This is a genomic window from Aldersonia sp. NBC_00410 (assembly GCF_026342035.1).
In the GTDB taxonomy this organism is placed as follows: Bacteria; Actinomycetota; Actinomycetes; order Mycobacteriales; family Mycobacteriaceae; genus Aldersonia.
This window is the reverse complement of the sequence record NZ_JAPENM010000001.1, coordinates 651,769-678,733: the sequence shown is the minus strand read 5'-3', so window position 1 is coordinate 678,733 and position 26,965 is coordinate 651,769. Positions and strand designations below refer to the sequence as shown.

The following is a 26,965-nucleotide window of genomic DNA, read 5'->3' as shown; positions in this document are numbered from 1 at the left end:
GGCAACAACCCACTCAGGGCCGGCGGAACCGCTCCTGCCGCCCGAGCTTCCGCAACCGCAGCCACTCCCGCAGCCCGGCCGGATCGCGCCTGGTGATCAGGAAGAACCAGCCGAACCGCAGCCACTCCTGCGGCAGCAGCCTGCGCATCCCGGGCTGGGCCATCAGGTACCCGCGGTTGCGGTAGGTGAAGTAGCGCTTGGTCTCGTCGTCCGGGTACTGGGTGTGCATCCGGCCGCCCAGGATCGGCTTGAACTCGGCCGCACCGTTCGGGTGCAGGTACGCGGTCTGCAGGCAGGTGCCGAACGGCAGCCCGGAGCGGACGAGTCGCCGGTGCACGTCCACCTCGTCGCCACGTACGAAGAGCCGCAGGTCCGGCACACCGATGGCATCGATGGCCGCCGCGGACACCAGCGCACCGTTGAACAGCGACGCGATGCCGGGCAGCAGATCTTCGTCCCCGAGTTCGGACCGCTCCCGTCGCCACACGACGCCGCGCCGCAGCGGGAACGCGAGCCGCTGCGGGTCGTCGATATCGCACACCACCGGCGACACCTCGGCCAGGCCGTGCCGCTGCGCGCACGACAAAAGTGTCGCGAGCACCTCGGGACCCTCCGGGCGGCCGTCGTCGTCGGCGAGCCACACCCAGTCCGCGCCGATAGACAGTGCGTGCAGGATGCCCAGTGCGAAACCGCCCGCCCCGCCGAGGTTGTGCTGCGAGCCCAGATACGTGGTTGGCACCGGCTGGCTCTCGACCAATTCCCGTACCGCTGATTCATTGCCGTTGTCGACCACGATCAGCTGGTCCACCGGCCGCGCCTGCGAGGCGACCGCGCGCAGCGACTCGGTGAGCAGTTCCCGGCGCTTATGTGTGACGACGACCGCGACGATCCGCGTCACGCGCGCCCGCCACCGGCGCCGGAGGCCGCCGACATGTCACCGGCGCCGGAGGCCGCCGACAGGTCACCGGCGACGCCGGCCGCCTCGTGCGCCGCCATTTCGGCCAGCGTCCGTGCGACGTGATCGCCAGCCTCGGGCCCTTCGTAGGCGCGTACGACCTCCTCGATCCCGCCGTGCATCCGCACATGGCCGTGATCGATCCACATCGCGCTATCGCACAGCTGGGCGAGGAACTCATTGGAGTGGCTGGCGAACACGAGGATGCCGGAGCGGGAAACGAGTTCCTGCAGCCGGATCCGTGCCTTCTTCATGAACTCCGCGTCCACCGCGCCGATGCCCTCGTCGAGCAACAGGATCTCCGGATCGATGCTGGTCACGACGCCCATCGCGAGCCGCACCCGCATGCCGGTGGAATAGGTGCGCAGCGGCATGTCGAGGTAATCGCCGAGCTCGGTGAATTCGGCGATCTCGTCGATCTTGGCCAGCATCTGCTTGCGCGTCTGGCCGAGGAACAGGCCCCGGATGATGATGTTCTCGTAGCCGGAGATCTCCGGGTCCATGCCGACTCCGAGGTCGAAGACGGGCGCAACCCGGCCCCGGATCTGCGCGGAACCGCGGGACGGCTCGTAGATACCGGCGAGCAGCCGCAGCAGCGTCGACTTGCCCGCGCCGTTGTGGCCGACGAGCCCGATCCGGTCGCCTTCCTTCAGCGACAGGGTGATCTCGCGAAGGGCCTCGACGACCACGACGTCGGACGAGTTGCGCCCGATCGCGCCGCCGGCCTTGCCGAGGAACGCCTTCTTCAGCGATCGCGACTTGGCGTCGAAGATCGGGAACTCGACCCAGGCGTCGTGGGTCTCGATGCTCACATGCTCTGTCAATTCGTCCGTCGCTTCGCTCGCCAGGTCGTCATATCTCCGTTACACCCAGTATGGGACGCGAGCCCGGTACTTCCGCAGCGCGAGCAGGGCCACTGCCCAGCCAACCACCGTGATGGCGATGACGATGTACCAGTGGTACGCCCTGCTCGGCTCGCCGAGCAGCGGGGCACGGATGATCTCGAGGTAGTGGTAGGTCGGGATGATCTGCGCGAGTTTGGCCCGCTCGGCAACGTCGCCGCCTTGGGCCTCCAGGCTCTGCGTCGTCCACATCACCGGGGTGAGCACGAACAGCATCAACGTCGTGCTGGCCAGAATCGGGGCGATGTCGCGGTACCGCGTTGCGAAAATGCCGAAGACCAGCGACACCCACATGGCGTTGAGCAGCAGCAGGACCAGCGCCGGAATCGAGAGCAGCACCGTCCAGTCCAGATGGCGCCACAGGCTGAACGCCACCAACAGCACGAGGTAGATCACCATGTTGTGCGCGAAGAACAGTATCTGTCGCCACACCAGCCGGTAGACGTGCACGCTCAGCGCCGACGGCAGTTGTTTGATCAGGCCCTCGTTGGCGATGAAGACCTCGGACCCTTCGAGGATCGACGCGCTGATCAGGTTCCAGACGATGAGGCCGATGGTGACGTAGGGCAGAAAGTCCGACAGTGGGATGTCGAGCAGTGCCGAGTAAAGGATGCCGATTGCGGCAGCCTGCAACCCGGTCGCGATGGTGATCCAGAACGGGCCGAGCACCGAGCGGCGGTAACGCTGCTTGATGTCCTGCCAACCGAGGGACAGCCAGAGCTCGCGCTGGGTCAGGCCGTGCCGCAGATCTCGGAACCCGCGCCGGAAGGTCTGCGAGTCCGAGATGGGTGGCGCCGGTGATCCGGCGTCCGTTGCTGCTGTCGACACGAGGTCCGAGGGTACCCGGCCGGTATTCGCCGGGGTCGACGCCCGGTGGCCGCGCGTCGACGGCTGCCGCGCGGACTCAGAGGTACTGGCCGGCCCCGCCGCCCGGTCCGCGGCCGAGGTCGCCGCCCTGTATCCCCGGCGGCAGTGCCCCCTGACGCATCTGTTCGAGCTGGGCCCGGGCGGCCATCTGCTGGGCGAACAGCGCGGTCTGGATGCCGTGGAACAACCCTTCGAGCCAGCCGACGAGCTGGGCCTGCGCGATCCGCAGTTCCGCGTCGGAGGGAATGGAATCCTCGCTGAACGGCAGTGCGAGCCGTTCCAGCTCTTCGCGCAATTCAGGCGCCAGGCCCTGTTCGAGTTCCCGGATCGACGATTTGTGGATCTCTTTGAGCCGGTTGCGGCTCGCGTCGTCGAGCGGCGCGGCGCGAACTTCTTCGAGCAACTGCTTGATCATCGTGCCGATCCGCATCACCTTGGCGGGCTGCTCGACCATCTCGGCGAGCGCGTCGCCGTCGGCCTGGCCGTCGGTGGCGGGGCTCGCGCCGGCGGACTGCGCGAGCGCCGCGGTTTCGTCCTGGTTCAGGCCGAGCGGACGACCGTCCGGACCGACCACGAGGATGTGCTCATTCTCCGATGGGCTCATGACTCCATATTGTCCCCTGCGCTGCCGGTCGAGATGTGTCCCGGGTCGACGACCGGGCGGTGCAGCGGCGTGCGTTACACATTTGGATGCACATCACACCCGTGATTTGCCAACGCTTAGAGTGTCGGGCATGGTCTACGACGTTGCCCGAGTTCGGGGTCTGATCCCGTCTCTCGGCGACGGTTGGGTGCACCTCGACCCGCAATCCGGCATGCAGGTTCCCGACGCCGTATCCCGCTCGGTATCAACGGGTTTCCGCACCACAGCCTTCTCGCACACCGGTCCACATATGTCTTCGCAGCGCAGCAGAGCGCTGCTCGTCTCGGCGCGTCGGGCCGTGGCCGATCTGGTCGGTGCCGACCCCGCGGGCGTGGTGCTCGGACCGGACCGCACGTTGCTGCTTTCGACGCTCGCCGAGTCGCTCAGCTCCCGGCTCGGACTCGGCACCGGCATCGTGCTGTCCCGGCTCGACGACGAATCCAATGTCGCACCGTGGCTGCGCGTAGCCAATCGGTTCGGCGCGCACGTGCGCTGGGCCGAGGTCGAGATCGACACCTGTGACCTGCCGGCCTGGCAGTTCGAGGAATTGGTCGGGCCCACCACGCGACTGGTCGCGCTGACCGCCGCGTCGCCGATCGTCGGCACTGCTCCCGACGTGCGGGTGGCGGCAGACTGGATTCACAACGTCGGCGGACTGCTCGTGGTCGACGCCGGGGGAGCGGCGCCGTATGCCGTGCTCGACATCCACGAACTCGGTGCGGACGTTCTCGCCATTGCCGCTCCGGCGTGGGGTGGGCCGCAGGTCGGTGCACTGGTGTTCCGGGATCCGTCGTTCCTCGACCGCATCCCGGCGATGTCGCTCAACCCGGACGCCGCGGGCCCGGAGCGGCTCGAAGTGGGTGCGCACAACTTCGCCATGCTCGCCGGACTGGTGACGTCGATCGACTACTTGGCGAACCTATCCGAGGCCGCGACCGGCACCCGGCGGCAACGCCTGGACATGTCGCTCGGATCGCTTCAGCTGTACCAGGACGGTCTACTCGACCATGCGCTCGCCGCCCTGCGGCGGCTGCCCAACATCACCCTGATCGGTCAACCGTCGAGCCGGATCCCGGCGATCGGCTTCACGGTCTCGGGCCTGTCCGCGGAGAAGGCGGCGGCCAAGCTCGCCGAGAAGCGCATCGCGGTCTACTGCGGCGGTCCCTTCGGCAGCCGCCTGCTCGATGCGCTCGGGGTGAACGACGAGGGCGGTGCACTGAGCATCGGGCTTGCGCCCTATACGACGCGCAAAGACATCGACCAGCTCGTCAGCGCGCTTTCGACCCTCTGACGCCGAACGCTCAGCGGACACGCAGCACCACCTTGCCGACGGTCTCGTCGGAATCGAGCAGCCGATGGGCCTGGGCGGCATCGGTGATCGGCAGCTCCGCGTGCACGATCGGCCGGACCCGGCCGTCGGCGATCATCGGCCAGACTTGCTCTTGCACCGCCGCGACGATGTCGGCCTTGCTGGAGCGGCCACGCTCCGGGCGGGCGCGGAGTGCGGCCGCGCGGACGGTGCCACGTTTGGGGAGCAGCTTGCCGAGGTTCAACTCCGCTTTCACGCCGCCCTGCATCCCGATGACGATGAGCTGGCCGTCGGGGGCGAGCGCGTCGACATTGCGGTCGAGGTAGGCCGCGCCCATGTTGTCCAGGATGACGTCCGCGCCGCGGCCGTTGTGCTCGCGCACCGCGGCGACGAAATCGTCCTCGCGGTAGTTGACGAGCACCGTGGCGCCGAGTTCGTTGCAGCGCTCGAGCTTGTACGCCGAGCCAGCCGTCACGGCGACGGTTGCGCCGAGCGCGGTGGCGACCTGAATCGCGTGGGTGCCGATACCACTGCCGCCGCCGTGCACGAGGAACAGTTGACCCGCGCGCAGTTTGGCGTCCATCACCACGTTGGACCACACCGTGCACGCCACTTCGGGCAGCGCGGCGGCCACGTGCAGGTCGAGACCTTCGGGAATGGTGAGCAGTTGGGTGTCCGGGACCACCACCTGCTCGGCGTAACCGCCCCCGGACAGCAATGCGCAGACCCGGTCGCCGACGTGCCAGTCGGTGACGCCCTCGCCGAGTTCGGCGATCACCCCGGAGCACTCCAGGCCGGGGATCTCGGTCGCGCCGGGCGGCGGTGCGTACAAGCCCTGACGCTGCAGCAGGTCCGCGCGGTTCACCGCGGTCGCGACGACGTCGATGAGCACCTGGCCGCGGCCCGGTTGCGGGTCCTGCTGCTCGGCCCACCGCATCACCTCGGGCTCGCCGAATTCGGGCAGTGTTATCGCGTGCACTCTCGCAGGCTACCCAGCCGTGCGACCGGTCCGGTCACTTCGCACATATGGCGCGTGGCGCGGGCGTAGCCTTCCGGCCGTGGTGAACTTCGCGAACTTCCAGAACGAGATCTACTTCGCTGGACTCGGCGGCGCACGACCCGAATTCCCCATGACCGCACACGGTCTGGAGCAGCGTGCGGCGGAACTGCTGAGCCCGGAGGCGTTCGCCTACGTCGCGGGCAGCGCGTCGACGGAGCGGACCGCGGCGGCGAACCTGCGTGCGTTCGACCGTGTCCGCCTTGTCCCGCGGATGCTGCGCGGCACGGCGGCCGCGGATGCGCGGGATCTCTCGGTCGAGGTTCTCGGTACTCGCCTCGACGCCCCGGTGCTGACGGCGCCGGTCGGAGTGCTCGAGCTGATGCAGCCGCGCGGCGAAGTTCTGGTGGCCGAGGCGACCAGGGACGTCGGTGTCGGCATGGTGCTCTCCACCGCCGCGTCGTCGACGATCGAGGAGGTCGGGGATGCGGCCGGCGACTGGTGGTTCCAGCTGTACTGGCCTGCCGATGACGAGGTGGCCCGCTCGTTCGTGCAGCGTGCGCAGCGGGCCGGCGCGAAGGCGATCGTCGTTACCGCGGACACGCCCGGATTGGGTTGGCGGCCACGCGATCTGGCGGTGGCGCATCTGCCGTTCCTGCAGGGCAAGGGAATTGCGAACTACCTGTCCGATCCGGTGTTCCGGTCTCGGTTGCCGAATCCGCCGGAGGAGAGTCGGGAGGCGATGCAACTGGCGATCCTCACCTGGGCGGGGATGTTCGGCAACCACTCGGTGCGTCCCGCGGATATCCCGCGGCTGCGGGAGTGGACCGATCTGCCCATCGCGGTCAAGGGAATTCAGCATCCCGACGACGCGCGGGCCGTGGTCGACGCGGGTGCGGCCGGGGTGGTGGTGAGCAATCACGGCGGTCGTCAGGTGGACGGGGCGATCGCTGCGCTCGATGCGCTTGCACCGATCGCGGCGGCGGTGGGCGACCGCGCCGATGTGCTCTTCGATTCCGGGGTCCGCAGTGGTGCGGACGTGATGATTGCGCTCGCGCTCGGCGCGAAGGCCGTGCTGTACGGCCGGCCGTGGGTGTACGGGCTCGGCATCGGCGGTCGCGAGGGGGTGCGGCACGCACTGCGCTGTCTGCTGGCGGACCTCGATGTTGCGATGGGGCTTGCCGGTTGCGCAACAGTGGCCGGCGTCGGGGGCGAAAACGTGCAGGTCACGGCTTGAATCCCACTTCGGCACCGGTCGTGAATAGTATGGAGCGGTGCGAAGCGAACCTGTGGCCCCGTCCAACGGGCAGGGCCCCGACACTCCTGCGCCCCGGTGGCTGACCGCGGACGAGCAGCGGGCGTGGCGTGCGTATATGGATGGCAACCAACGGTTGATGGATCAGCTCAACCGCGAACTCGAGGCCGCGCACGCACTTTCGCTTGCCGAATACCGCATCCTGATGCTGCTTTCCGAGTCGCCCGATCGGGCGCTGCGGATGAGCGACCTCGCCGATGGCGTGCTGTCCTCGCGGAGCCGGCTGACCCATCAGATCCGGCGCATGGAGGAGCAGGGGCTGGTTCGACGCAGCAGCTGCCTGGAGGACGGTCGCGGCGTGCTCGCGCACCTGACCGACGGCGGATACGACAAGCTGCGGGCCGCCGCGGTGCATCACGTCGATGACGTTCGGCGTAACTTCGTCGACCTGTTCACCCCCGCACAACTCGCCGTCATTGCCGAGGTATTCGAGAAGGTCGACGAGGTCATCGGCGACCGCGAGCCCTGACCGGCTAGGATTTCGCGCGAGGAAGCGTGGCAGAGCGGCCGAATGCACTCGCCTTGAAAGCGAGCGTCGTGAGAACGACCGGGGGTTCAAATCCCTCCGCTTCCGCTCACGCCCGTCACGTGTTCGCGCGGGTGGCGGGCGTTTCGCACCCTCGGTGTGAGCTACTGCCGCTCGCTTGCCCACAGTGCGTGAGAGACGCCGGGCCCCCAGCTCTGCCTATAGCGCTCGTGAAACCTGTCCGCGGCGTTGGGCGTTCGCGGCGGGACCGGCCCGTCCAGGGATTGGTCATCACTGCCGCCGCTGCCGTGCAGCGGATTGGACGCCGATCGGTAGCATGTGTAGGTCGGCGGACTTCGAGTGCCGCCGACACGGAACGGCCTGCCCTCTCTGTCAGGGGATGAGGGCAGGCCGTAGCGGCCTGCCCTCTCAGGGGTGATAGGGCAGGCCGTGTATCCGTCGAGGTCGACACACCGCGGAGCATCGACCGACAGTGGTTCAATCTGGAAATCCCACATTTCGTTACACGGTGTTACTCAAATCTCAGTCCCCCGACGGAAGGGTGTGCACCGGATGCACACCCTTGCCGCTTCCGCTTTGAGCCGGTGCAGATCCGGGTAGCCTCGGGCGAGTTCCGACGAGGGGAGCGCACCGTGGATCTGCCCGCTGTACTGACCGACGCATACGACCGCATCCGGGCGAGCGTGCACGGTGTGCTCGATGACCTTCCCGCGGAAGGATTGACCTACCGGGTCGACGATGGCGCGAACACGATTGCCTGGCTGATCTGGCATCTGACTCGGGTTCAAGACGATCACGTCGCCGATGTCGCGGGCACCGAGCAGACGTGGACCGCGCAGGGCTGGCAGGAGCGGTTCGGCCTGCCGTTCTCGGTCGGCGCGACCGGTTACGGACAGTCGCCCGACGAGGTGGCACAGGTGGACGTGTCCGGCGATCTGCTCGCCGGGTACTACGACGCGGTGCACGAACAGACGCTGCGCTATATCGCCGGGCTGAGCGAGGCCGATCTCGACCGGATCGTGGACGAGCGCTGGGATCCGCCGGTGTCGCTCGGTGTGCGTTTGATCAGCGTGCTCGACGACGATCTCGAACATGTCGGGCAGGCGGCGTTTATCAAGGGTGCGTACCTGCGCCGCTGACCGGTCGATATTCGGAGGCGATCCCCGAACCGTGTGGCAAGGCCCCGGCGACGAGCGTCGAACAGTGCGCACTACCGCGTTGTCGGGCCGTCACGGATTGTGAGATTCTTGTGCCGCCGGCGCCCGGGGAGTGGCGTTCGGTTCGGGGGATGTCTACGGAGGGGAATCGAATGAAGCTTCGTCAGTTTGTCGTGCGCGCGTTGGGTGTCGGCGCGGTGGGGGCCGCAGCGATGACGGTCGCGGCCGTACCCGCTGCGGCCGCGCCCGCCCCGGTGCAGGGGTGGTGGATGTACGGGTCTGCGATTCCTGCGATCGGCGAGAATGCGTTCTGCACAGGGATCGTCGACCTCGGAGTCGAGACTGATCCCGCGGTCCCGGGGCACGCAACGGTCACTTTCACTTCCCGCGGGATGCGTGGCGCTGGCGAAGAATGGGCTCGTAATCCATCCTGCCCCATAACTTTTCAGGTTTCTTCGCTGAGCGGGACGGCCCCCTATAGTCACACTCGGTTCGTGAAGCTCGTCGCCGGTGAGGCGCCGGGAGCGCTTGTTCGGGAAGATATCGAGGTTGGCTCCGGTCTTGCCGGGTTGTCGACTATTGCCTTGAACAGCTTGTCCGCACCCTCGACTGTGTACTTCATTGCCCCCTGACCTGCGGTTTTCGCGGACGTAATCGCGGGGGGAGGGCTGGTCGCGGATTTGCTCGAGGAACGTGATTCCACAGACGTTGGAACCTCAACGCGATGTCGCGCGTCCAAGTCAGTAGGCAAGCCGGTGCGGAACGTGAGCAAGATCGCTCGAGTCGAAATTGAGTTTGCCAAATATTTGCAGTTACCATCGCGTGCGATAGGTCACAAGGGGAAAACGGGGGTACGGGGCCTATAGCTGAATACATCAATGCTGCCGAGGTGCTTGGGCACTCCGGGGGGCCAGCAGAAATGCGGTGGCGGCCGCTAATCCGCCATCTGCGAACGTGTTCGCGCCATCAACTCTGCCCTCCGACCGTTTCCGCGCCGGTCGCGCGGAACATGCATTCCCGGCCGCCTGGCGGTCGAACAGAGAGGACAACAGACTTGAACAGCTCGAAAGGCCGCCATCGGGCGCAATCCCGCGCCGAGGCCGTGATCGACGCGGTCCGGACGCCTGCGCGCCGCGCCGTCGTGGTCGGCACCATTCCGCTTGCCATTGCGGTCGCCGCATCGGGTGTCGCGATCGCCGATCCCGCGCAGCCGGGCACCACCACGCAGTCGCCGCAGCAGCCGGGCACCACCACGCCGGCCCAGCCGGGTACGTCGACCACACCGTCGCAGCCGGGCGCCACCACTACGCCGAAGCCGCAGGCGGCGCCGCGTCCCGATCTGGAGGGTCCGGGTCTGATCCCCGACCCGCCGGTGCTGCCGTCGCGCGAGATACCGACCTACGACTCGGACGACTACAGCTACAACGACAACGCCTACTACTCGGAGCCCGCGCAGGACGCGCCGCAGGAAGCAGGCGACGACGCCGCTCCCGCTCCGCAGCCAGAAGTGAACCTTGCTCCGATTGCTCCGCCGGAGAACAAGGTTCGCTTCGGTGACTTTGTCACCGACAAGCCGGACTGGGTGCCACCGGAGGCCGCGCGCAGCGCGAACCGCTGGGCGGCGTACGGCGAGTCGGAGATCGCGCGCTCGTGGAACCGTGCGGGTGTGTCGCCGCAGCGATCCGACCGTCTCGCCGCCACGGCCACTGCGGCCGGGGTGACAGGCGCAGTGGTCGGTGCAGGTGTTGGAGCGGTCGTTGCATTCCCTGTGTCGATCGCTACTGGCGCCGGAGGAGCGGTGATTGGCGCACTAATCGGCGGGGCAGTTCCCTGCGCCATCACGCCGGTCAACGCTATCGCTTGCATCGGCCTTGTCGCGACCGGAGGTGCGGCGCCTGCTGTGGCCGCGGTAAGCGCCGCCAGTTCAGCGGCTGGCGCCGGCATCGGCGCGGTCGCCGGTTTCGCTGCTGGCGAAGCCGCGGGCATCGCCATCGGGGCAGTCACCGGTGCCGTGATCGGCGTCGGCATTGGAACCGCGCTCAGCAACGGCGACCCCAACCAGGAGTCCGTCGCCCCGCAGATCCTCCCCACCCCGCACGACATCGCCCAGGCCGTGGTCAACACCACGAACTCCACGGTCGACTTCGTGCAGGCCCAGCCGGGTGGCACCGAGGCACTCAATGCCCTCCCGGGTGTTGCCGCGCAGGCGACCGCGATCGCCAAGCAGTCCGGCCCGGTCGCGGACGCGGTCGTGACCGCGGGCCAGCAGGCCAACGACGCGTTCGTCGCCTGGCAGCTCGGGCAGCCGGGTGGTAACGAGATCGTTTCTGCCGCACAGGAGGCCGGCGCCGGTATGCCGACCGAGGTCGCGCAGATTGGCGGGGCCGCCCACGGGGTGTACTACGCCGGCTGATCGATCGATTGGATAGTCCCGCATTGTCGCGGTGTGGGGTCGCCGACCATCGGCGGCCCCACACCGCGATGAGCATGAAATGAAAGACTGACGAGTCGTGTGGAACGCCAAGAAGGCAGCGGGGGCGCGGTCCCGGCTGGATGAGTGGTATCCGCCGTTTGCGCCGCTCCCAGCCGAACCCGACCAGGGGATGCGTGCGCAGAACCCTGCAGCACAGGTAAACCCCACGCCTGCCGACGAAACGGTTGAGGCGGAGCGTCGCCTCGCCGCCCGAGACGCCGTTCGAGCGAAGGGCCCGACTCGTCCGTCCCGCCCCGCAAGTCCCGTGCCGCCGACCCGGCCATACACTCCCGAGCCACCCCAGACTTCTTCTGTATCAAGGGAACCCGAGCCGCCGTACGAGGAGCAGCAGCCGCGTTGGCTGCAGGAGGATCCGCAGGATCTTCCTCCCACGCCGAGGCCAGCCGATCCGTACGGCCCACCGCCCACGCAGGATCGCAAACCAGTCGAGCCGCGTGAGCCCGAGCCTGTACCAATGACCTACGGCGACGAACCGCCACCCGCCGACCTCGGGCCGGCCCCGCTCGATTACGTGGACGACTTCCTCGGGCCCTCGAAACCCGCTGCGCCGCAGAAGAAACGGGGCAAAGATCTGGTATACGGAGGTATTGCCGCAGCGGTCGCGATCCTGGCCGGCGGCATTGCGCTGGCAGCGTCGGGTGCATTGACGGGTGGCGATTCCGCTTCCAACGGCGGAGGCGCAACCGCCACGGCAGCCGCCGACGAGTCCAACGCCTCATCCGCGTGGTGTCCGACGGTGGAAACGGATCAGCTGACGATGGGTGCCGGACCGGGCAGCCAAAACGACGGGCCCGCAGTGATTCTTGCCTTCGACTACGCGTACTACGTGCAACGCGACGGGTCCAAGGCGCGCAGTTTGATGGAACCGTCGGACCCGGCTGTCGTCACCGCGGAGAGTTTGCAGAACGCGATCGACACCGCCATACCGCGGGGCACCGAACACTGTCTGTCGATCCGGCCCGATCCGGTTATGCCGGAACGGTTCTCGGTGCAACTCAGCGAACGGCGCACGGACGGCACATCGGTCGCCTACAACCAGTCCGTCACAACGGCGAATCGCAATGGGAAGTACGTGATTACCGCGATCGAGGCCGCGTAGGTGCCGCCGCACGTTTGGAGTGGGGGTAGCTGGCAGGTAGCGGCTAGGATCGGCCGAGGCAACAGACGATGACCGTGACGCAGAAACGACGAGGCCGGCGATGGCGCGGGCCGAACGAAAGAGGACACCGAGCAGTGAACAGGACTCGCGGACGGCATCGGGCACCGACTCGTCTCGACGCGATCAAGGCGCCCGCCGGCCGCGCGGTCGTCGTCGGTGCGCTCCCCATTGCCGTGGCCATGGTTGCACCCATTGCAGCGAGCGCGGCACCCGCACAGCCCGGCACCGTGCCGATGCAGTCGACACCGGCACCGATCCCCTTCGGCGCTCCGGCACCGCAGACGACTGCCCCACCCACGACGACAACGTCGCCCCCCGTGCCGAACCGGACGTACACCCAGCCCGGACCCCACGCGGAACCCGCACCACCGGTCACGCCGCCCGTCGCATCGCCGGCGCCGCCCGTTCCACCGCGAAGCGACCTGCCGTTCGGCGTGTCACCGACGGTGGCCACCAGCACGGCGGTGGGGGCAGGCGTAGGCGCAGGCGTCGGAGCGGTCGGCGGGTTCGTCGCCTCGCTCGTGACCTGTGTCGTCGCGGCGCCGGTCTTCGTCATCGGCGGCGCCGGGATCGGCGCTGGCATCGGTGCCGGGATCGGCGCGGGGGTCGGCGTCGCGTTGGACAACGGTGTCTTCGCTCCCGCCGCCAATGACCTCGGCCGGCTCGTGGCGGCGCCCCTCCCACCCAACATCGAAAGCCGCGGCTAGCCGCGGTCGCGAAGTGACACAGTGAAAGATGGTCCCAACGTGTGGAATGCGAATCCGGGGAACCCCGCGTTCGGGCCGACCGCTGCCGAGACCCCGGTACCCCCGGAATCGGATCCCGACGACGGTGACAGCACGGAACCCGAATCGGCCGCGCAACCATCGACGCCCGACGAACCGCAGTCGTCCTCGGCCACGACCGAAACCGCATCGCTCGCGGGCCAGGACGCAGCAGTCGTCGAAGCCGCGCTACGCCGCGCCGCCCGGGAGGCGGTGCGGGGCAACCTCCCGGCGCGCCGCCAGATCCCCTCTCTAGGCCTGGACCGTAGGCACACCGACTGGCTGTCCGCCGGATCGAGCGACACGACCGGACCGCGACAACTGACCGGCGCCTATTTTGCCGACCACGCGCAGGTCGACTACATCGACGGCGAGATCGAACCGCTCCCGCTCCGCCGGCCCGACTACGCCCTGGCTCTGCCTGGCGGCAGCGGTCCGCCGCCCTCGGGCAGCAAACGCCGCGCGTTGTTGATCGGCGCAGCATTGGCGGCGGTCCTGATCGGCGGCGTGCTCGCCGTCTCGGGTGCCTTCTCGAGCGAAGCGGACACCGATGGCTCGGCCGCAGCCGTATCGGGGGAGGCCGGTGCATCCGGTTGGTGCCCGCCGACGACGAGCGGAGAGATGGTGTCCGGCGCCGGTCCGGGCAGTCAGAACGACCCCGCATCGGTCGTCCTCGCGTTCGACCACGCCTACTATGTGCTGCGCGATGGCGTGAAGGCCCGCGAGTTCCTGGCGCCGGCAGATCCCGCTTCCGTGACCGCGGAAAACCTTCAGTACGCGATCGATTCCGAAATCCCGGTCGGCACCAAGCACTGCGTGCTCATCACCTACGCAGGCGAGAACGGAAACGTTGCGGTGCGCTTGACCGAGCAACGTCCCGATGGTGCCGCCGTCGTCTACAAGCAGACCGTCTCCACCGCGAACCGCGACGGGAAATACGTGATCACCTCGATCGGAGCAGTGGAATGAGCAACGAACCCGACTGGCAGCAGTTGTTGAAGTGGGATCAGCCGGTGACGGTTGCGCAGCCGCAAGACACCGAGCCGGCCCAGCCCGACGAGGAGCCGACCACCGAGGGCGCGGATCTCGTCTTCCCGGCCGCGGTTCTCGTCGTCGGTGCCTGCGGTGGAGCCGGGTCGACGACCACCGCACTCGGCATCGCGAACGCGAGTGCCATCGCGGGGGATCGGGCGGTGGCCATCGACGCGACCGTCGGCGGCGGCGATCTCGTCGACCGCGGCGCTGCAGGTGCACCGAGCGAGCACGCCGTGGAGGAGCTGCTCGCCTCCGCTGATGCGCGCGGAGCATTGAACGACGAGGCATTCGCGGCGTGCAGTTCGGCGACGAGCGTCGGTGCGACGATCCTGCACCAGGCCGGTGACCGCGAACCGGATTGCGACCTCCGTCCGCTCGACCCCTACCTGCGGTACCGGAAGTTCTCCGCCATCTACGACGCGGGCCGATTGTGGCGCCCCGCCCACGTGCGTCCGCTGTGCTGGCTGCCCCCGTCGACGCCGATCGTGCTGACCGTGCCGAGTCGCCCGGACTGCTTCAATCGCATGCGGTACAGCCTCGATTGCTTGGCCGATTTCGGTGGTGTCGACCGTCTGCGCTCGACGGTTGTGGTGATTACAAGCCAGCGGCCCGGCATTCGGCACGAGGACATCGACGTGCTGCGGCAGCATCTGACCGGTCGTGTCGTAGATGTGGTCTCGATTCCCTACGACGCGGAACTCGCGTTCGGCGGCGTGGTCGATCACTCCCGGTTGCGGCCGGAGACCGTTGTCGCCTACGACCAGATCTGCGCCGCGCTCGCCGAAGCTGCCGCCTGAGCTGGTTTCCGCACGGCCGAACTGCCTCAGTACTCGCAGGCGACGCCGTCGTTGTCCGGGTCGAGACGTCGCGAGTAGCCGGGCTCCCACCGATGGATCGGGGCCACGCCGGCGATTCGCGCTTGTGTGCAGTTCTGGTAGGTGTACGGCGTCACCAGAGGCGGCGGCACGGCGCGAGGGGGAGTCGGTCCGGGCGGCGGCGGTGCGGCGAGGCAGAACTCCGGTGCGGAGGATCCGACCGCGCACAGGACGTCATTGACTGGGTCGGCACTCGCGCCGGCGGGTGTCATGACGGCGGCGGCAACCGTCAGCCCCACTGCGGCTAGGCCGAACCGACGCGCTCGACGTCCGAACATGGGTACCTCCTCGTTCACAACACCGTCACCAGTATGCGCTTATCTCGGCGGGGGATTTCCCGTCGAAACGGGTTCCTCGCGGAGAGATCGGGACATACACTCCCGCTCGGGAGGCACCGTAATGAATTCCACGTCAGACAACGAAGTGGACGACGCCGAAGCGAACGAACTCGGCGACGCCGAACAGTTCGATGTCGTTGTCATTGGTGCCGGGATCTCCGGCATCTGCGCCGGCTACCGATTGCAGGAGCGCGATACCGAAACGTCCTACGTGATTCTGGAGAAACGCGCGGGCATCGGCGGTACCTGGGACCTGTTCCGGTTCCCGGGCGTGCGCTCCGACTCGGATATCCAGACGATGGAGTTCCCGTTCCGGCCGTGGTACGGCGCCGAGACGCTGGCGCCGGGACCGGCGATTCGCGACTACACCCGCGAGACGGCGCAGGTGTACGGGATCGATGGCCGGATCCGCTTCGGGCACCGGGTGGTACGTGCGACCTGGTCGTCGCAGCGCTCGCGGTGGACCGTCGAGGCCGAGTTCACCGAACCTGCCGGCGCGACCCGGACCGTGAACTTCAACTGCCGGTTCATCCTCTCCTGCGGCGGCTACTACGACGGTGATGGTTGCTACACACCGGAGTTCGCAGGAATGGAGCGGTACCGCGGCCGGACCGTCCACCCGCAGCACTGGCCCGAGGATCTGGACTACGAGGGCAAGCGCGTCGTCGTAATCGGTAGCGGCGCAACCGCGATGACGCTGGTTCCCGCGATGGCGCGCACCGCCGAGCATGTCACGATGCTGCAGCGCTCGCCGAGCTACGTCCTGTCCTTCGACGACCCGGATGCATTCCGCGCCAAGCTGGCTCGGCTATTGCCCGAGCGGCTCGCCCACCCGATCGTGCGCTGGAAGAACATCTTGTTCCAGATATTCATCCTTTACCTCAGCGTGCTCGCGCCCAACATGGTGAAGTCGATGATCCGCAAGCGGGCGGAGGTGCACCTGGGTGCGGACTACGATTACGACACCCATTTCGCGCCCAGCTACAACCCGTGGGATCAGCGGCTGTGCGCGATTCCCGACGGCGACCTCTTCGTGGCCATCGCCGAAGGTAGGGCCTCCGTCGTCACCGACCGGATCGCGACGTTCACCGAGGACGGCATCGAAACTGTTTCCGGACAAGATCTTTCGGCCGACATCGTGATCACCGCGACGGGGTTCGACATGCGGATCCTGCCCGGCGTCGAGGTGCTGATCGATGGCACGCCCACCGATCTCGCGGACACCCTGTACTACAAGAGTGTGCTGCTCAGCGGGATCCCGAACTTCGCCCACGTGACGGGCTACCCGCAGCAGTCCTACACACTGAAGGCCGACCTGTCCTGCCGTTACGTCGCGCGGTTGCTCGACCATCTCGACGAGCATGGTTACGCCAGTTGCACGCCGAAGAGCACGTGGGCCGGCACGACCCGTCCGAGTTGGCTGCTCAGTTCCGGCTATATCCAGCGGGCGCGCTTCCCCCGGCAGGGCACCAAACGGCCGTGGAAGGTGTATCGCAACTTCATTGCCGATTCGCTCGCCCTGCGATACGCACCGGTGGCCGACGACGATCTCGAGTTCTCGCGGGGTGCGGCGGTCGCGTCGACTACCAATAGTGGTGCGCAGAAGCAGGTTTCGTAGCCCGACCGGTCACGAGCACCCGGCCGGCCGAGCGGCCGTGGTGTAGACATAGCAGCGCAGCGGCGGTTCGGCCGGCACGGTGTCCCGCGGGACCGTGCGCAGGAACGCGTCCGCGTACAACGATCCGATGGCTTGCGCCTGATCGGCGGCCGACACGTACGGCGTGCCCAGCTGCCCGCACGTCGTCCGGTCCACTCGATTCGGGTCGCCCGGTGCGCCGGGGTGCGCCAGCGTGTCGAGCACCAGCGCGAGCGTCGCGGGATTCCCAACGGCGACACCGTGGTCGGGCAGCATCGACAGCATGCCTCCGCAGAAGTCCTGCAGCGCAATATTGGTCACGTTGGGACCGGGCGGCAGCGCAGACGATTCACCGTTCAGGTTCGGCTGGACGAGATTGCTGAGCCGGTTGTAGATCACCGTGTAGTTCACTTCGGAGAAGGTCATCGCACCCGAGTTCAGCGCGGCGATGAAGTTCGACTGCGGCATCTGCTGCCAGAGGGCCGGCGGGCACACCAACGCGACAATCTCGCAACCGAACAGATCACCGACCGCGCTTCCGGAGTTGGAGGGGTCGACGCCGATGAGGCCGTCGACCATCGGGCGGATGTCCGGCCACCAGCGCAGCGCCCAGCGCGGCATCGGACCGCCACCCTGACTCCAACCGAGCACTTGCACCTTGCGCCCGGACTCGGCATACATGCTGCGCACCGCATTGACGACGTACTCGCCGTGGATCTGCACATCCCCGTTGTTGTTCATCGGCAGCGTGAGCGTGCAGTACGGGACACCGAGCACGTCGAAGGCCGGAATGAAATTCCAGTCGAACGAGACTTCCGGCGTGGTGGAGGTGCCGGGGAGCAGCAGGACGGGTTCCTGCCCCGCGGCGGCCAGGTCGGTCTTGCATGCCAACGCGTCGTCGAGCACCTGCTGTGGCACGGTCAGCGCGGGGCCGGGCGAGCTGGGTGGTGCGAACGCCGTGGGCGGTGGTACTGCCTGCGCAACCCCGCGGACCAGCAAGAATGCAAGTCCGGCCACCGCTGCCATTACCCAGGTGCTCCGCATAACGCCACCTCGCGTCGTCGAGAGAATGCTGCTCTCGCAGTATCACCGACCGGGTGTGTCGTCCGGGTCGAAACGGTAGGACGGTGGCTACAGTCGCACCATGTCGAGCCGCCCCGTTCCCTCGCGCAACGTCCGCCTCGCCGCTCTCACCCTGCTGACCGTGATCGGTTTCGTCGCACCGAATGCGTTCGTGTACCGGTATTTCAAGGAGAACGGGCTATCGGGGGCCAGCGTCCGCGCCTATTTCGCGCATTGGGTGGACTCGATCCCCACGCAACAATTGACGGCCGACCTCTTGATCACCAGCGGAGCGTTTGGGCTGTGGTCGTTCTGGGATGCGCAGCGGCGCGGGGTGCGGGCCTGGTGGGCTGTCATCCCCGCGACGTTCGGCGTCGGGATCTGTTTCGCGGTGCCGTTGTACCTGCTACTGCGGGAGCTTGTGTCCGACGGCTGACTCAACCCTGCCCGGCGAGTAGCTGCTCGAACGGCGTCGGCTCGGCGTACGGGTCCGCGACCCGACGGGCGGGCCGTCCGGCGACGAGGTCGGCGAGCTCGCGTCCACCCCGGTCGATCCGGCCGGCGAGCGCATGCTCGCCGTCGGCCGCACCCCAGTCGTCGGTCGCGGCGTACACGCCGGTCGGCACGACAATGGCACGCAGATAGGTGAACAGCGGGCGCACGGCGTGGTCGAGCGCCAGCGAGTGGCGTGGGGTGCCACCGGTCGCACCGATTACGACGGGCATCCCGGTCAGCGAATCCGGTTCCAGCACATCGAAGAACATCTTGAACAGCCCGCTGTAGGAGGCGGTGAAGATCGGCGTGACGGCGATCAGCCCGTCCGCGGTGGTGACCTGTTCGATCGCTTCCCGCAGGGCCGGCGGCGCGAATCCGGTGACCAGGTTGTTGGCGAGGTCGTGCGCGTGGTCGCGCAGTTCGATCACGTCGAGCAGCGGTGTGCGCCCGGCGGATACGAGCTGTTTCGTCGTCGCGGCCGCGAGCCGGTCGGCGAGCAGTCGGGTGGACGACGGCTGGCCGAGGCCGGCGGTGACGACAGTGATCCGAGGGGTGGTCAACGGTGCGGCCCCGTCGCGGTAAATCGTCACCGTAGCGCCTCCAGCTTCTCCTTGTCGGCGGCGGCAGCGACGAGCGCGGCATGCGTGGGTCCGTCCGGCACATGCGCCGGGCGCTTGGCGTCGAGTTCCCTGCGCAGCACCGGAACCACTTCCTCGCCGAGCAGATCGAGCTGCTCGAGCACGGTCTGCAACGGCAGCCCGGCGTGGTCCATGAGGAACAGCTGGCGCTGATAATCGCCGAAGTGCTCGCGGAAGGTGAGCGTCTTGTCGATTACTTCCTGGGGCGAACCGACGGTCAGTGGGGTCTGCTCGGTGAATTCCTCGAGTGACGGTCCGTGCCCGTAGACCGGCGCGTTGTCGAAGTACGGGCGGAACTCGCGCACCGCGTCCTGAGAGTTCTTGCGCATGAACACTTGTCCGCCGAGTCCGACGATCGCCTGATCGGCCGAGCCGTGCCCGTAGTGCTCGTAGCGGCGGCGGTAGAGGTCGATCAGCTGCTGGAAGTGGTCGGTGGGCCAGAAGATGTGGTTGGCGAAGAAGCCGTCGCCGTAATACGCGGCCTGCTCGGCGATTTCGGGGCTACGGATCGAGCCGTGCCAGACGAACGGCGCGACGCCGTCGAGCGGACGCGGGGTGGAGGTGAAGGACTGCAGCGGGGTGCGGAACTTGCCCTGCCAGTCGACGACATCTTCACGCCACAACCGGTGCAGCAGATGGTAATTCTCGATGGCGAGCGGGATACCGTTGCGGATGTCCTGGCCGAACCACGGGTAGACCGGGCCGGTGTTGCCGCGCCCGAGCATCAGGTCGACGCGGCCGTCGGCGAGATGCTGCAGCATCGCGAAGTCCTCGGCGATCTTCACCGGGTCGTTGGTCGTGATCAGCGTGGTCGAGGTCGACAGCAGCAGTTTCTCGGTGCGCGCGGCGATATAGCCGAGCATCGTGGTCGGCGACGACGGCACGAACGGCGGGTTGTGGTGCTCGCCGGTCGCGAAGACGTCGAGACCGACTTCTTCGGCCTTCTGCGCGATCGCGACCATCGCCTTGATCCGCTCGGCCTCGGTCGGGGTGCGCCCGGTGGTCGGGTCGGTGGTGACGTCGCCGACGGTGAAGATTCCGAACTGCATGGTGACCCTCCCATTTAGTTTAAGGTTCAATCACCGTAACGAGCGGGGTGAGGGGTTTATTTCCGAAGGGCCTGGCCGGGGGGCGCTCATCAAACCAACTCAATGTCGCACCGCAAACCGGGAGCATTCGCCAGCCGGGCATCGGCCGTAACGAGCGGTACCCGAAGGTGTTCGGCGAGCGCGACGTACAGCGCGTCATAGAACGTGAGATTTGCGCGCAGCGCCCAGGCGGATTCGGCGACTGGCCCGGTGTGCGGATAGCGATCCGCAATGAGCGCGGGTGTAGCTCGGAGCGTGGTGAGGGCCTGCTCTGGACTGAGCAGGCCCGCCCGTTCGTGGCGGCGAATTACGCTGCCAAACTCGGCGTCGATCAGGTGCGGAGCGGACAGGCGCCAACCGGGTAGTCGATCTCGCAGGGCGTCTGCCTGGGCGCCGGTCGAAGCGACGGCCAATACCAGTGCTGAGGCATCGATCACCCGAACTATCACCGCCGATCCGCGTCCAATGCCTCGAGGATCGACTCCCGGGTGACTCGGGACGGACCGTGCTTTTCTCTGGCGCTGGCGATCTCGGCCAGCACCTCGTCGGTGGTGGGTGTCGCCGCGAATTCGACAATGAGATCGCGCATATAAGACTGGATCGACCGGCCGGCGGCGCGTGCACGTTCGCGGATCACCTCGTAGGCGTCCTCCGGAATCTCGCGGACTTGAATCGTAGCCATAGCGCTAGTTTAGCGCTGCAGCGCTAAAATGGCGCTACATCTGTTGGGGTCCCTCCGGCGTGAACTCGATGCCATCCCCGTGCGGGCGGGGCGGCTTGTCGGATCGGGGAAGATCGCGAAGCCGGCGGCGCAGTAGGGCCGCCATGGACTCGTAGGTGGTGATCTCCTCTTCCTCGAGCTCGGGTTCCTCCCCGGATTCGGCGTCCTCGAAGTCGTGATCCGCCCGAATGCTCAGGGCGTTGTCCACCTGCCAGCGAAACTCCTCGGGAGCGATGGCTTCGGCGACGAGCTCGATGTCTTCTGCTCGCATTTCCGTCCGAAAATCGTCGAGCACTCCGGCGAGTTCGTCCGCCTCGAGCAGCGCGATCTCGCTGGCGGCGCCGCAGTCGAACTCGTCCACGATGACGACCATCGCGTGTGCGCGACCCGCGCGGTTGAACGTGCAGGACAGCACCGACATCGTCTCGTCGGCATCGGCGAGGACTTGATGTTCGGCGGATCCGACCGGGAGCAGTGCCTCGTCGGCCCACGGCGGGCGGGGGATTCCGGACGCGGCGAGTCGGTCCGCGGCGGAATCCGCTGCCGTGCCGACCAGGCCGTCCGCGACGGAGCCGACCGCGAGCAACGTGGCGAGCGCCTCGGGGGTGGCGCGTTCCTCGATGGCCGGCAGGATGCCGTCGACCATCGCGTATTCGAAGTCCGGTCCGACGGAGCCGACCAGCGCGAGGATGAACGCGCCGCCGACCTCGCCGTCGAGCGGATCCGAGGCCGTGGGGAGTTCGGCGTTGACGCCGATGAACTGGTCGATCACTGCGTCGAGATCGGGCTCGCCCGTGCACTCGGGGCAGTCGCAGGGCTCGTCGGCACCGGCGCCGATGATGACGCGTTCCTGCCCGGCAGACTTGCGCTGCTGCTTCGGCTTCTTCTTCGGTTTCCGGCCGCGGCTCACGGGACTCATGCGCCCAGTCTGCCTGTCGTTCCGCCGACTTGGTGAGTCGAGTGGATCAGAACGCCGAGCCGGACAGTGCCAACTCGTTGTCGCGCGCCTCGAGGCGGCGTGCGGCGGCGTGCATCGCCGCGTCGCAGTCCGGCGAGCCCGCGTGCTGCCGGGCGACCGAAATGAGCTCGGTCAGGATCTGCGAGGTTGTGATCGCGTAGTGGTTGGTACTTGTCCAGTCGAGCGTGTAGCGAAGTACGTCGGCGTCGTTCATCCGTGTGTTCCCTTTTGTGCGCTCGAACCCGGCTGCGCGCACGCGTGGGCCAACCCGTCGAACTTGCCGGGTCGGTCGCCGGCGGGTCGAGCCACGCCGGGCAGCGCATAGTCGGGCCCGTCTCACAAGATCAAATTGGTGGGTGGGCCGACGCGAAAGATTACCGGGTTGTACACCACCTCGCAACGTGCGCGATGGGCGGCAGCGGATTTCGGATTCGTGCAGGTCAGCGCGCAGCGTACGCGGCGCTGGCAGGATCGAGGGATGAGCTCCGCGAACCTCACCCGCGCCGAGACCGCCGCCCGTGCCGCCGCGATCGCGGTGACGAGCTACCGCGTCGAACTGGACCTCTCCGCCGCCCCCGACCCGGAGCGCGTCACCTTCCCGACGGTCACCACAGTCGAATTCACTGCGAACGCATCCGATTCCTGGCTGGACTTCGTCGGCGAGTCCGTCGAGTCGGTCACTGTAAACGGCGAGGCGGTGCCGGTGGTCTATGACGCAGCCCGGATCGCGCTGACCGGACTCGACGCCCACAACGTCGTCGAGGTGGCCGCGACGGGTCGGTACAGCCGGTCGGGGGAGGGGCTGCACCGGTTCCAGGATCCGGTGGACGGCGAGATCTACCTTTACACCCAGTACGAGCCGGCCGATTGCCGTCGGGTGTTCGCCTGCTTCGAGCAGCCGGACCTCAAGGCGCCCTTCGCCTTTGTAGTGACAGCACCGGCGGGCTGGCACGTGGTTTCGAACCAAGCGACGAGCCACGCTGCGGACGAGTCCGGGGTGGTGGAGTTCGCGCCGACCCTGCCGATCTCCACCTATATCACCGTGATCGTCGCCGGCCCGTACCATCGCGTCGAATCTGTATGGAGCCGAGACGATCTCGTGGTTCCACTTGGGGTGCTGTGCCGCAAGTCGCTGGCGCAGTATCTGGACGCGGACACGATTCTGGAAGTCACGAAACAGGGCCTGGACTTCTATCACGACCACTTCGGCTACCCGTACCCGTTCGGCAAGTACGACCAGGTGTTCGTGCCCGAATACAACCTCGGCGCGATGGAGAATCCGGGCTGCGTGACGTTCACCGAGTCCTACGTGTTCCGCGGTGCCGCCACCGATGCGCAATACGAGGCTCGGGCGAACACGATCCTGCACGAGATGGCGCACATGTGGTTCGGCGATCTGGTGACCATGCGCTGGTGGGATGACCTGTGGCTCAAGGAGTCTTTCGCCGACTACATGGGCGCGGCGGTGAGCGCGGAGGCGACGCGGTGGCGTGACGCCTGGGTGGCGTTCGCGAACCGACGCAAGGCGTGGGCGTACCTGCAGGATCAGTTGCCGACCACGCACCCGATCGTCGCGGACATCCCCGATCTGGAGGCGGCCAAGCTCAACTTCGACGGCATCACCTACGCGAAGGGCGCGAGCGTGCTCAAGCAACTCGTCGCCTACGTCGGGGTCGAAGAATTCTACGAGGGCGCGCGAAATTACTTCCAGCAGCACGCCTTCGGCAACACCACCCTCGACGACCTGCTGTCCGCCCTGTCCGCGACTTCGGGCCGCGACCTCGCCGAGTGGTCGCGCGCGTGGCTGCAGACGACCGGCGTCTCGACGATCCGCCTCGATGATGGCGCGATCGTGCAAACCGACCCCCGACCGCATCGGCTTGCGGTGGGGCTCTACGACTTCGACGATGCCGGGGCGCTGGTGCTCTCGGGCCGGCAGCTGCTCGACATCTCCGACGCGCGCACACCGGTGCAGCTGGCCGACGCACCGCTCATACTTCTCAACGACGCGGACCTGACGTTCGCGAAGGTGCGGCTCGATGAGCGGTCGCTGGTGACGGTCGAGGCGTCGCTGTCGCGGGTGGCCGATCCGCTTGCGCGCGGGCTGATCTGGTCGGCGCTGTGGAACGCGTGCCGCGACGGTGCGCTCGCAGCCGATCGGTATCTGGCCGTAGTACGCAATCATGCTCCAGCCGAGATGAATTCGGCGCTGCAGCAGTCGGCGCCGGCGAATGCCGCCTATGCCGTGCAGAACTACGTTCCGGACGCGGGGCGTCGCGCGGCGCGGCTGGAGTGGCTGGACGCGTCGTGGGCGGCTCTGTTCGAGGCCGCACCCCGCTCCGGTGCCCAGCTCACCTGGGCCCGCGCGGCGGCGACCGCAGCCGTGTACGACGACTCCCGCGCCACCGAAGTTCGCGCCATCCTCGACGGCAGCGTCGTGGTGGATGGACTGCAACTCGACCCCGACCTGCGCTGGCTGCTCTGGACAGCGCTTGCCGCGACCGGTCATGCGTCGGCGGCGGACCTGGATGCGGAACTGGACGCGGATGCGACCGCGACTGGGCGGACAGCTTGGATCCGGGCGATGGCCGCGCGACCGGAGGCAGAGGTCAAGGCCCAGGCGTGGACGTCGGCCTTCGAGGATCGCTCGCTGACCAACGACCACCTCGACGCCACGATCGCCGGGTTCCGCACAGGTGGGCGGCGCGATCTGGTCGCGCGGTTCGACACGCAGTATTTCGCGGCGCTTCGGGGTGTCTGGGAACAGCGGAGTATCGAGATCGCCCGGCGCATCGTGCTCGGGTTGTTTCCCGCTTCGGACGGCCTCGACGCGGTCGACACCTGGCTGGAGGCCAATGCCGAGGCGCCGGCCGCGCTGCGCCGACTCGTCATCGAGCAGCGTGACCATCTTGCCCGCGACCTGCGGGTTCGCGCATTCAATACGGTGTGACCGGACGTTCAATCTGATCGACTGGACAATGTTGCAGCCGTTCGGGGTTAATCTCGGGTATGGCGGACCGGAGTACCGAGGTTTCCGGCGCCGGACCAATCGGTCCGGCGCGGGTGGTGGTTGGCGCGGCAGCAATACCCGTCGCCGGCCTGATTGGGCTCGCCCGCCTCGGCGGAGCTGTGGCACAACGGCTGCCGGTGGTGGACTCGGCGCTCGTCATTCTCGACCGGCGAGGCGAATCCGCCTTGCGCGAGGTGGGCCGAGTTGCCGACCACGCGGTCGCGGTGGTGGTCCGCAGCATCGTGCGCGGGGCGGTGGGCGACGTCGACCTGACAAAGCTGATCAACGACAACGTCGACCTGGTGGTGATCGCGAACCGGATCGTGGATGGCATCGACCTGCCGGACATCATTCGCGAGTCCACCGGGTCGATGTCGAGCGAGGCGGTCGCGGGCGTGCGGACGCAGGGCATGCGAGCCGACGATGCGGTGTCGGGCATCGTCGACCGGGTGCTACGCCGCGCCCCCGCCGCCCCGATCGACCGGCCCTGAATGCGGTCACCCGAGCACCGGCCGGCCGGCGTCGTCACCCGCACCATCGCCGCCGGTATCGACGTCATCGTCGTGGTGACCGCGATCGGCAGCCTGTACGTGGGCTGGGTGTTGACCCGATTGCTTTTCGCGCCACAGGAATTCACCTTCCCCGATATCGGTGCCCTCGCCACGATGACCGTGTTCATCATGTTCTCGTTCGTCTACCTCACCACCTTCTGGGCCGTGAGTGGCCGCACCGTCGGCGCCGTGGCTATGGGCTTGCGCGTCGTCAGCCGTCGCGGCCAGCTGCTCGGTTGGCCGCGCTCGGCCGTGCGCGCGTGGCTGTACGTGCTGTTCGGCTTCGGGCTGTACTGGGCCGTGCTCGATCGGCGACGGCGTTCGCTGCAGGACATCCTGCTCGGGACTGCCGTGGTCTACGACTGGCACGCGAATCCGAAACCGCACCTCGGTCCGCCGACCGATCGAGCGTGAAGCCGCTACAGGCGCCCGCTCCTACGGAATGGAGATCGGCTGAGTCCCGCCGCGCAGAACGTCGGTGTGGAAAAGTGCCGCGCCGACCCCTGCAGGTACGCCGATAATTAGCGCACTCCCGGCGCATCCGCCGACCGCCCCGACCGCTGCACCAATTCCAGCGCCAACCGGTGCCCCAACGCCTGCGCCAACCACCGCTCCTATGCCCAGACCGACCACTGCTCCGACGACGCCCCAGGCGATCCCGCCGCCCACGCATGCTCCGCCAGCTATGGAGAGAGCCGTCGAGACCCCTTCGGCAATCTTCTCTGGACTCGGCGTCGGGTTCGGATTGATTGTGACCGTCGGCACCTGAATCTCATTCGCGACCGGCTGGAGAGCGGAATCGATCGCGGTTCGCATGTCTGCTGGTGCGGCGTTCGCCATGCCAGCCGAAACGAGCGCAAGGGTGATCGGACCAGCGCCGACGGCGGCAACCCATCCGATCTTGTTTGCTGGAGCAGTAGCCACGTGCTTCCCCCGGGTCAAAGACACTGCAGTTCCTCTTTTCGTTGCGAGTGGGCGCGCGACAGCTCGGGGCGTGTCGCGGATTGTGGTGATTCCCCTGTACGACAGCCGAATACGGCTGATATCTCCCCCGAGATGGAACCCCCGGACGAGACGATAGCACGAACGTCGGAAGCGATCGCCCGCGTTGCGGACCGTCACCGCCGTGCACCCGAAGTCAACTGCGGTGTCCCGTTGTTCGAGACCCGGGGCGTATTCGAAGCCGGGCGCCGCCGCAGCCTCTTTCCCCGGGCCACCTCGCGACGTGCTGGGCGGCGAGCGGCCGCACGGTGGCGCGGTCGCGATGGGCTTGCGCGTCGTCAGCCGCTCGGCCGTGCGCGCGTGGCTCTACGTGCTGTTCGGCTTCGGGCTGTACTGGGCCGTGCTCGATCGGCGACGGCGTTCGCTGCAGGACATCCTGCTCGGGACTGCCGTGGTTTACGACTGGCACGCGAATCCGAAACCGCACCTCGGTCCGCCGACCGATCCAGCGGTGTTCTGACCAGGGCAAGCACGTGCGGGCGTAGGCTCAGCGTATCGAGGTGCAAT

The 26,965-nt window shown here is 67.5% G+C and carries 28 protein-coding genes, 1 tRNA gene and 1 pseudogene; 17 read left to right on the top strand and 13 right to left on the bottom strand.

The window, feature by feature from the left end; genetic code table 11:
* Positions 1-13: 13 nt before the first annotated feature.
* The 4 genes from OG921_RS03230 to OG921_RS03215 form a co-directional block, all read right to left on the bottom strand.
* Positions 14-898, bottom strand: a complete 885-nt coding sequence (locus tag OG921_RS03230; protein WP_266110885.1) for a glycosyltransferase — start codon at positions 896-898, stop codon at positions 14-16.
* Positions 895-1,779 (bottom strand): ABC transporter ATP-binding protein, encoded by an 885-nt coding sequence (locus OG921_RS03225; protein ID WP_266110884.1) that lies wholly within the window; start codon positions 1,777-1,779, stop codon positions 895-897. The genes OG921_RS03230 and OG921_RS03225 overlap by 4 nt, the downstream gene beginning before the upstream one ends.
* 39 nt (positions 1,780-1,818) lie before the next feature.
* A complete protein-coding gene (locus tag OG921_RS03220) occupies positions 1,819-2,685 on the bottom strand; it encodes an ABC transporter permease (protein ID WP_266110883.1) in 867 nt (288 codons plus the stop codon).
* 76 nt (positions 2,686-2,761) lie between these two features.
* The gene (locus tag OG921_RS03215; RefSeq protein ID WP_266110882.1) at positions 2,762-3,328 is read right to left on the bottom strand and encodes a bacterial proteasome activator family protein; all 567 of its coding nucleotides are present in this window, start codon (positions 3,326-3,328) and stop codon (positions 2,762-2,764) included.
* A 130-nt stretch (positions 3,329-3,458) separates the two neighbouring features.
* Between OG921_RS03215 and OG921_RS03210 the strand changes: the two genes are divergently transcribed.
* Positions 3,459-4,658: a cysteine desulfurase-like protein gene (locus tag OG921_RS03210; RefSeq protein ID WP_266110881.1), complete on the top strand. Its 1,200-nt coding sequence runs from the start codon at positions 3,459-3,461 to the stop codon at positions 4,656-4,658.
* A 10-nt stretch (positions 4,659-4,668) separates the two neighbouring features.
* On the opposite strand, the gene OG921_RS03205 is transcribed toward OG921_RS03210, so the two are convergent.
* Entirely contained in the window at positions 4,669-5,655 is a 987-nt protein-coding gene (locus tag OG921_RS03205; RefSeq protein ID WP_266110880.1) for an NAD(P)H-quinone oxidoreductase, read from the bottom strand.
* A 79-nt stretch (positions 5,656-5,734) separates the two neighbouring features.
* Between OG921_RS03205 and OG921_RS03200 the strand changes: the two genes are divergently transcribed.
* From OG921_RS03200 to OG921_RS03155, 10 genes are all read left to right on the top strand, one after another.
* A complete protein-coding gene (locus tag OG921_RS03200; RefSeq protein WP_266110879.1) occupies positions 5,735-6,910 on the top strand; it encodes an alpha-hydroxy-acid oxidizing protein in 1,176 nt (391 codons plus the stop codon).
* A gap of 136 nt (positions 6,911-7,046) precedes the next feature.
* Positions 7,047-7,457, top strand: coding sequence for a MarR family winged helix-turn-helix transcriptional regulator (locus OG921_RS03195; RefSeq protein ID WP_266111044.1), 411 nt, complete (start codon positions 7,047-7,049; stop codon positions 7,455-7,457).
* Between the two features lie 20 nt (positions 7,458-7,477).
* Positions 7,478-7,562 (top strand) — tRNA-Ser (locus tag OG921_RS03190).
* Between the two features lie 545 nt (positions 7,563-8,107).
* Complete coding sequence (locus tag OG921_RS03185) at positions 8,108-8,614, top strand: DinB family protein (protein ID WP_266110878.1); 507 nt, start codon at positions 8,108-8,110, stop codon at positions 8,612-8,614.
* Positions 8,615-8,784: 170 nt separating this feature from the next.
* Complete coding sequence (locus OG921_RS03180) at positions 8,785-9,264, top strand: hypothetical protein (RefSeq protein WP_266110877.1); 480 nt, start codon at positions 8,785-8,787, stop codon at positions 9,262-9,264.
* 422 nt (positions 9,265-9,686) lie between these two features.
* Positions 9,687-11,045, top strand: a complete 1,359-nt coding sequence (locus OG921_RS03175) for a hypothetical protein (RefSeq protein ID WP_266110876.1) — start codon at positions 9,687-9,689, stop codon at positions 11,043-11,045.
* A gap of 535 nt (positions 11,046-11,580) precedes the next feature.
* On the top strand, positions 11,581-12,225 hold the full coding sequence (locus OG921_RS03170; RefSeq protein ID WP_266110875.1) for a hypothetical protein: 645 nt from the start codon (positions 11,581-11,583) through the stop codon (positions 12,223-12,225).
* 134 nt (positions 12,226-12,359) lie between these two features.
* Complete coding sequence (locus tag OG921_RS03165; RefSeq protein WP_266110874.1) at positions 12,360-12,992, top strand: hypothetical protein; 633 nt, start codon at positions 12,360-12,362, stop codon at positions 12,990-12,992.
* A 39-nt stretch (positions 12,993-13,031) separates the two neighbouring features.
* Positions 13,032-14,018: a hypothetical protein gene (locus OG921_RS03160; protein ID WP_266110873.1), complete on the top strand. Its 987-nt coding sequence runs from the start codon at positions 13,032-13,034 to the stop codon at positions 14,016-14,018.
* On the top strand, positions 14,015-14,881 hold the full coding sequence (locus tag OG921_RS03155; protein ID WP_266110872.1) for a hypothetical protein: 867 nt from the start codon (positions 14,015-14,017) through the stop codon (positions 14,879-14,881). The genes OG921_RS03160 and OG921_RS03155 overlap by 4 nt, the downstream gene beginning before the upstream one ends.
* Positions 14,882-14,907: 26 nt before the next feature.
* Here the strand turns inward: OG921_RS03155 and OG921_RS03150 are convergent, their stop codons facing one another.
* Positions 14,908-15,237, bottom strand: a complete 330-nt coding sequence (locus OG921_RS03150) for an excalibur calcium-binding domain-containing protein (protein WP_266110871.1) — start codon at positions 15,235-15,237, stop codon at positions 14,908-14,910.
* Positions 15,238-15,358: 121 nt separating this feature from the next.
* Here OG921_RS03150 and OG921_RS03145 point away from each other — a divergent pair, with 121 nt between their 5' ends.
* Positions 15,359-16,915 carry an NAD(P)/FAD-dependent oxidoreductase gene (locus tag OG921_RS03145; RefSeq protein WP_266110870.1) on the top strand — a complete coding sequence of 519 codons (1,557 nt, stop codon included), beginning with the start codon at positions 15,359-15,361 and terminating at the stop codon, positions 16,913-16,915.
* Positions 16,916-16,924: 9 nt separating this feature from the next.
* On the opposite strand, the gene OG921_RS03140 is transcribed toward OG921_RS03145, so the two are convergent.
* Positions 16,925-17,977 (bottom strand): triacylglycerol lipase, encoded by a 1,053-nt coding sequence (locus tag OG921_RS03140; RefSeq protein WP_266110868.1) that lies wholly within the window; start codon positions 17,975-17,977, stop codon positions 16,925-16,927.
* A 100-nt stretch (positions 17,978-18,077) separates the two neighbouring features.
* Between OG921_RS03140 and OG921_RS03135 the strand changes: the two genes are divergently transcribed.
* Positions 18,078-18,431 carry a DUF2834 domain-containing protein gene (locus OG921_RS03135; RefSeq protein WP_266110867.1) on the top strand — a complete coding sequence of 118 codons (354 nt, stop codon included), beginning with the start codon at positions 18,078-18,080 and terminating at the stop codon, positions 18,429-18,431.
* A gap of 1 nt (position 18,432) precedes the next feature.
* Here OG921_RS03135 and OG921_RS03130 read toward each other — a convergent pair whose 3' ends face one another.
* The 6 genes from OG921_RS03130 to OG921_RS03105 form a co-directional block, all read right to left on the bottom strand.
* A complete protein-coding gene (locus OG921_RS03130) occupies positions 18,433-19,080 on the bottom strand; it encodes an FMN reductase (protein WP_266110866.1) in 648 nt (215 codons plus the stop codon).
* Positions 19,077-20,177 carry an LLM class flavin-dependent oxidoreductase gene (locus OG921_RS03125; RefSeq protein ID WP_266110865.1) on the bottom strand — a complete coding sequence of 367 codons (1,101 nt, stop codon included), beginning with the start codon at positions 20,175-20,177 and terminating at the stop codon, positions 19,077-19,079. The genes OG921_RS03130 and OG921_RS03125 overlap by 4 nt, the downstream gene beginning before the upstream one ends.
* 89 nt (positions 20,178-20,266) lie before the next feature.
* Positions 20,267-20,653, bottom strand: a complete 387-nt coding sequence (locus OG921_RS03120) for a type II toxin-antitoxin system VapC family toxin (protein ID WP_266110864.1) — start codon at positions 20,651-20,653, stop codon at positions 20,267-20,269.
* An 8-nt stretch (positions 20,654-20,661) separates the two neighbouring features.
* On the bottom strand, positions 20,662-20,898 hold the full coding sequence (locus OG921_RS03115; protein WP_266110863.1) for an antitoxin: 237 nt from the start codon (positions 20,896-20,898) through the stop codon (positions 20,662-20,664).
* A gap of 34 nt (positions 20,899-20,932) precedes the next feature.
* Positions 20,933-21,856 (bottom strand): hypothetical protein, encoded by a 924-nt coding sequence (locus OG921_RS03110; protein ID WP_266110862.1) that lies wholly within the window; start codon positions 21,854-21,856, stop codon positions 20,933-20,935.
* Positions 21,857-21,902: 46 nt separating this feature from the next.
* Positions 21,903-22,109, bottom strand: coding sequence for a hypothetical protein (locus OG921_RS03105; protein WP_266110861.1), 207 nt, complete (start codon positions 22,107-22,109; stop codon positions 21,903-21,905).
* A 264-nt stretch (positions 22,110-22,373) separates the two neighbouring features.
* Between OG921_RS03105 and pepN the strand changes: the two genes are divergently transcribed.
* The 4 genes and pseudogenes from pepN to OG921_RS03085 all read left to right on the top strand — a co-directional run.
* Positions 22,374-24,845: an aminopeptidase N gene (gene pepN, locus OG921_RS03100; RefSeq protein ID WP_266110860.1), complete on the top strand. Its 2,472-nt coding sequence runs from the start codon at positions 22,374-22,376 to the stop codon at positions 24,843-24,845.
* A 59-nt stretch (positions 24,846-24,904) separates the two neighbouring features.
* Positions 24,905-25,396 carry a hypothetical protein gene (locus OG921_RS03095; RefSeq protein ID WP_266110859.1) on the top strand — a complete coding sequence of 164 codons (492 nt, stop codon included), beginning with the start codon at positions 24,905-24,907 and terminating at the stop codon, positions 25,394-25,396.
* Entirely contained in the window at positions 25,397-25,870 is a 474-nt protein-coding gene (locus OG921_RS03090) for an RDD family protein (RefSeq protein ID WP_266110858.1), read from the top strand.
* 788 nt (positions 25,871-26,658) lie between these two features.
* A pseudogene (locus OG921_RS03085) lies at positions 26,659-26,918 on the top strand (RDD family protein); the annotation flags it as partial.
* Positions 26,919-26,965: the final 47 nt, after the last annotated feature.

Excerpts from the sequence above, each read along its gene's own strand:
- OG921_RS03215 (WP_266110882.1), bottom strand. The coding sequence starts at position 3,328 with ATGAGCCCATCGGAGAATGAGCACATCCTCGTGGTCGGTCCGGACGGT.
- OG921_RS03210 (WP_266110881.1), top strand. The coding sequence starts at position 3,459 with ATGGTCTACGACGTTGCCCGAGTTCGGGGTCTGATCCCGTCTCTCGGC.
- OG921_RS03195 (WP_266111044.1), top strand. The coding sequence starts at position 7,047 with ATGGATGGCAACCAACGGTTGATGGATCAGCTCAACCGCGAACTCGAG.
- OG921_RS03180 (WP_266110877.1), top strand. The coding sequence starts at position 8,785 with ATGAAGCTTCGTCAGTTTGTCGTGCGCGCGTTGGGTGTCGGCGCGGTG.
- OG921_RS03170 (WP_266110875.1), top strand. The coding sequence starts at position 11,581 with ATGACCTACGGCGACGAACCGCCACCCGCCGACCTCGGGCCGGCCCCG.
- OG921_RS03155 (WP_266110872.1), top strand. The coding sequence starts at position 14,015 with ATGAGCAACGAACCCGACTGGCAGCAGTTGTTGAAGTGGGATCAGCCG.
- OG921_RS03150 (WP_266110871.1), bottom strand. The coding sequence starts at position 15,237 with ATGTTCGGACGTCGAGCGCGTCGGTTCGGCCTAGCCGCAGTGGGGCTG.
- OG921_RS03145 (WP_266110870.1), top strand. The coding sequence starts at position 15,359 with ATGAATTCCACGTCAGACAACGAAGTGGACGACGCCGAAGCGAACGAA.
- OG921_RS03140 (WP_266110868.1), bottom strand. The coding sequence starts at position 17,977 with ATGCGGAGCACCTGGGTAATGGCAGCGGTGGCCGGACTTGCATTCTTG.
- OG921_RS03135 (WP_266110867.1), top strand. The coding sequence starts at position 18,078 with ATGTCGAGCCGCCCCGTTCCCTCGCGCAACGTCCGCCTCGCCGCTCTC.
- OG921_RS03125 (WP_266110865.1), bottom strand. The coding sequence starts at position 20,177 with ATGCAGTTCGGAATCTTCACCGTCGGCGACGTCACCACCGACCCGACC.
- OG921_RS03115 (WP_266110863.1), bottom strand. The coding sequence starts at position 20,898 with ATGGCTACGATTCAAGTCCGCGAGATTCCGGAGGACGCCTACGAGGTG.
- OG921_RS03110 (WP_266110862.1), bottom strand. The coding sequence starts at position 21,856 with ATGAGTCCCGTGAGCCGCGGCCGGAAACCGAAGAAGAAGCCGAAGCAG.
- OG921_RS03105 (WP_266110861.1), bottom strand. The coding sequence starts at position 22,109 with ATGAACGACGCCGACGTACTTCGCTACACGCTCGACTGGACAAGTACC.
- pepN (WP_266110860.1), top strand. The coding sequence starts at position 22,374 with ATGAGCTCCGCGAACCTCACCCGCGCCGAGACCGCCGCCCGTGCCGCC.
- OG921_RS03095 (WP_266110859.1), top strand. The coding sequence starts at position 24,905 with ATGGCGGACCGGAGTACCGAGGTTTCCGGCGCCGGACCAATCGGTCCG.
- OG921_RS03090 (WP_266110858.1), top strand. The coding sequence starts at position 25,397 with ATGCGGTCACCCGAGCACCGGCCGGCCGGCGTCGTCACCCGCACCATC.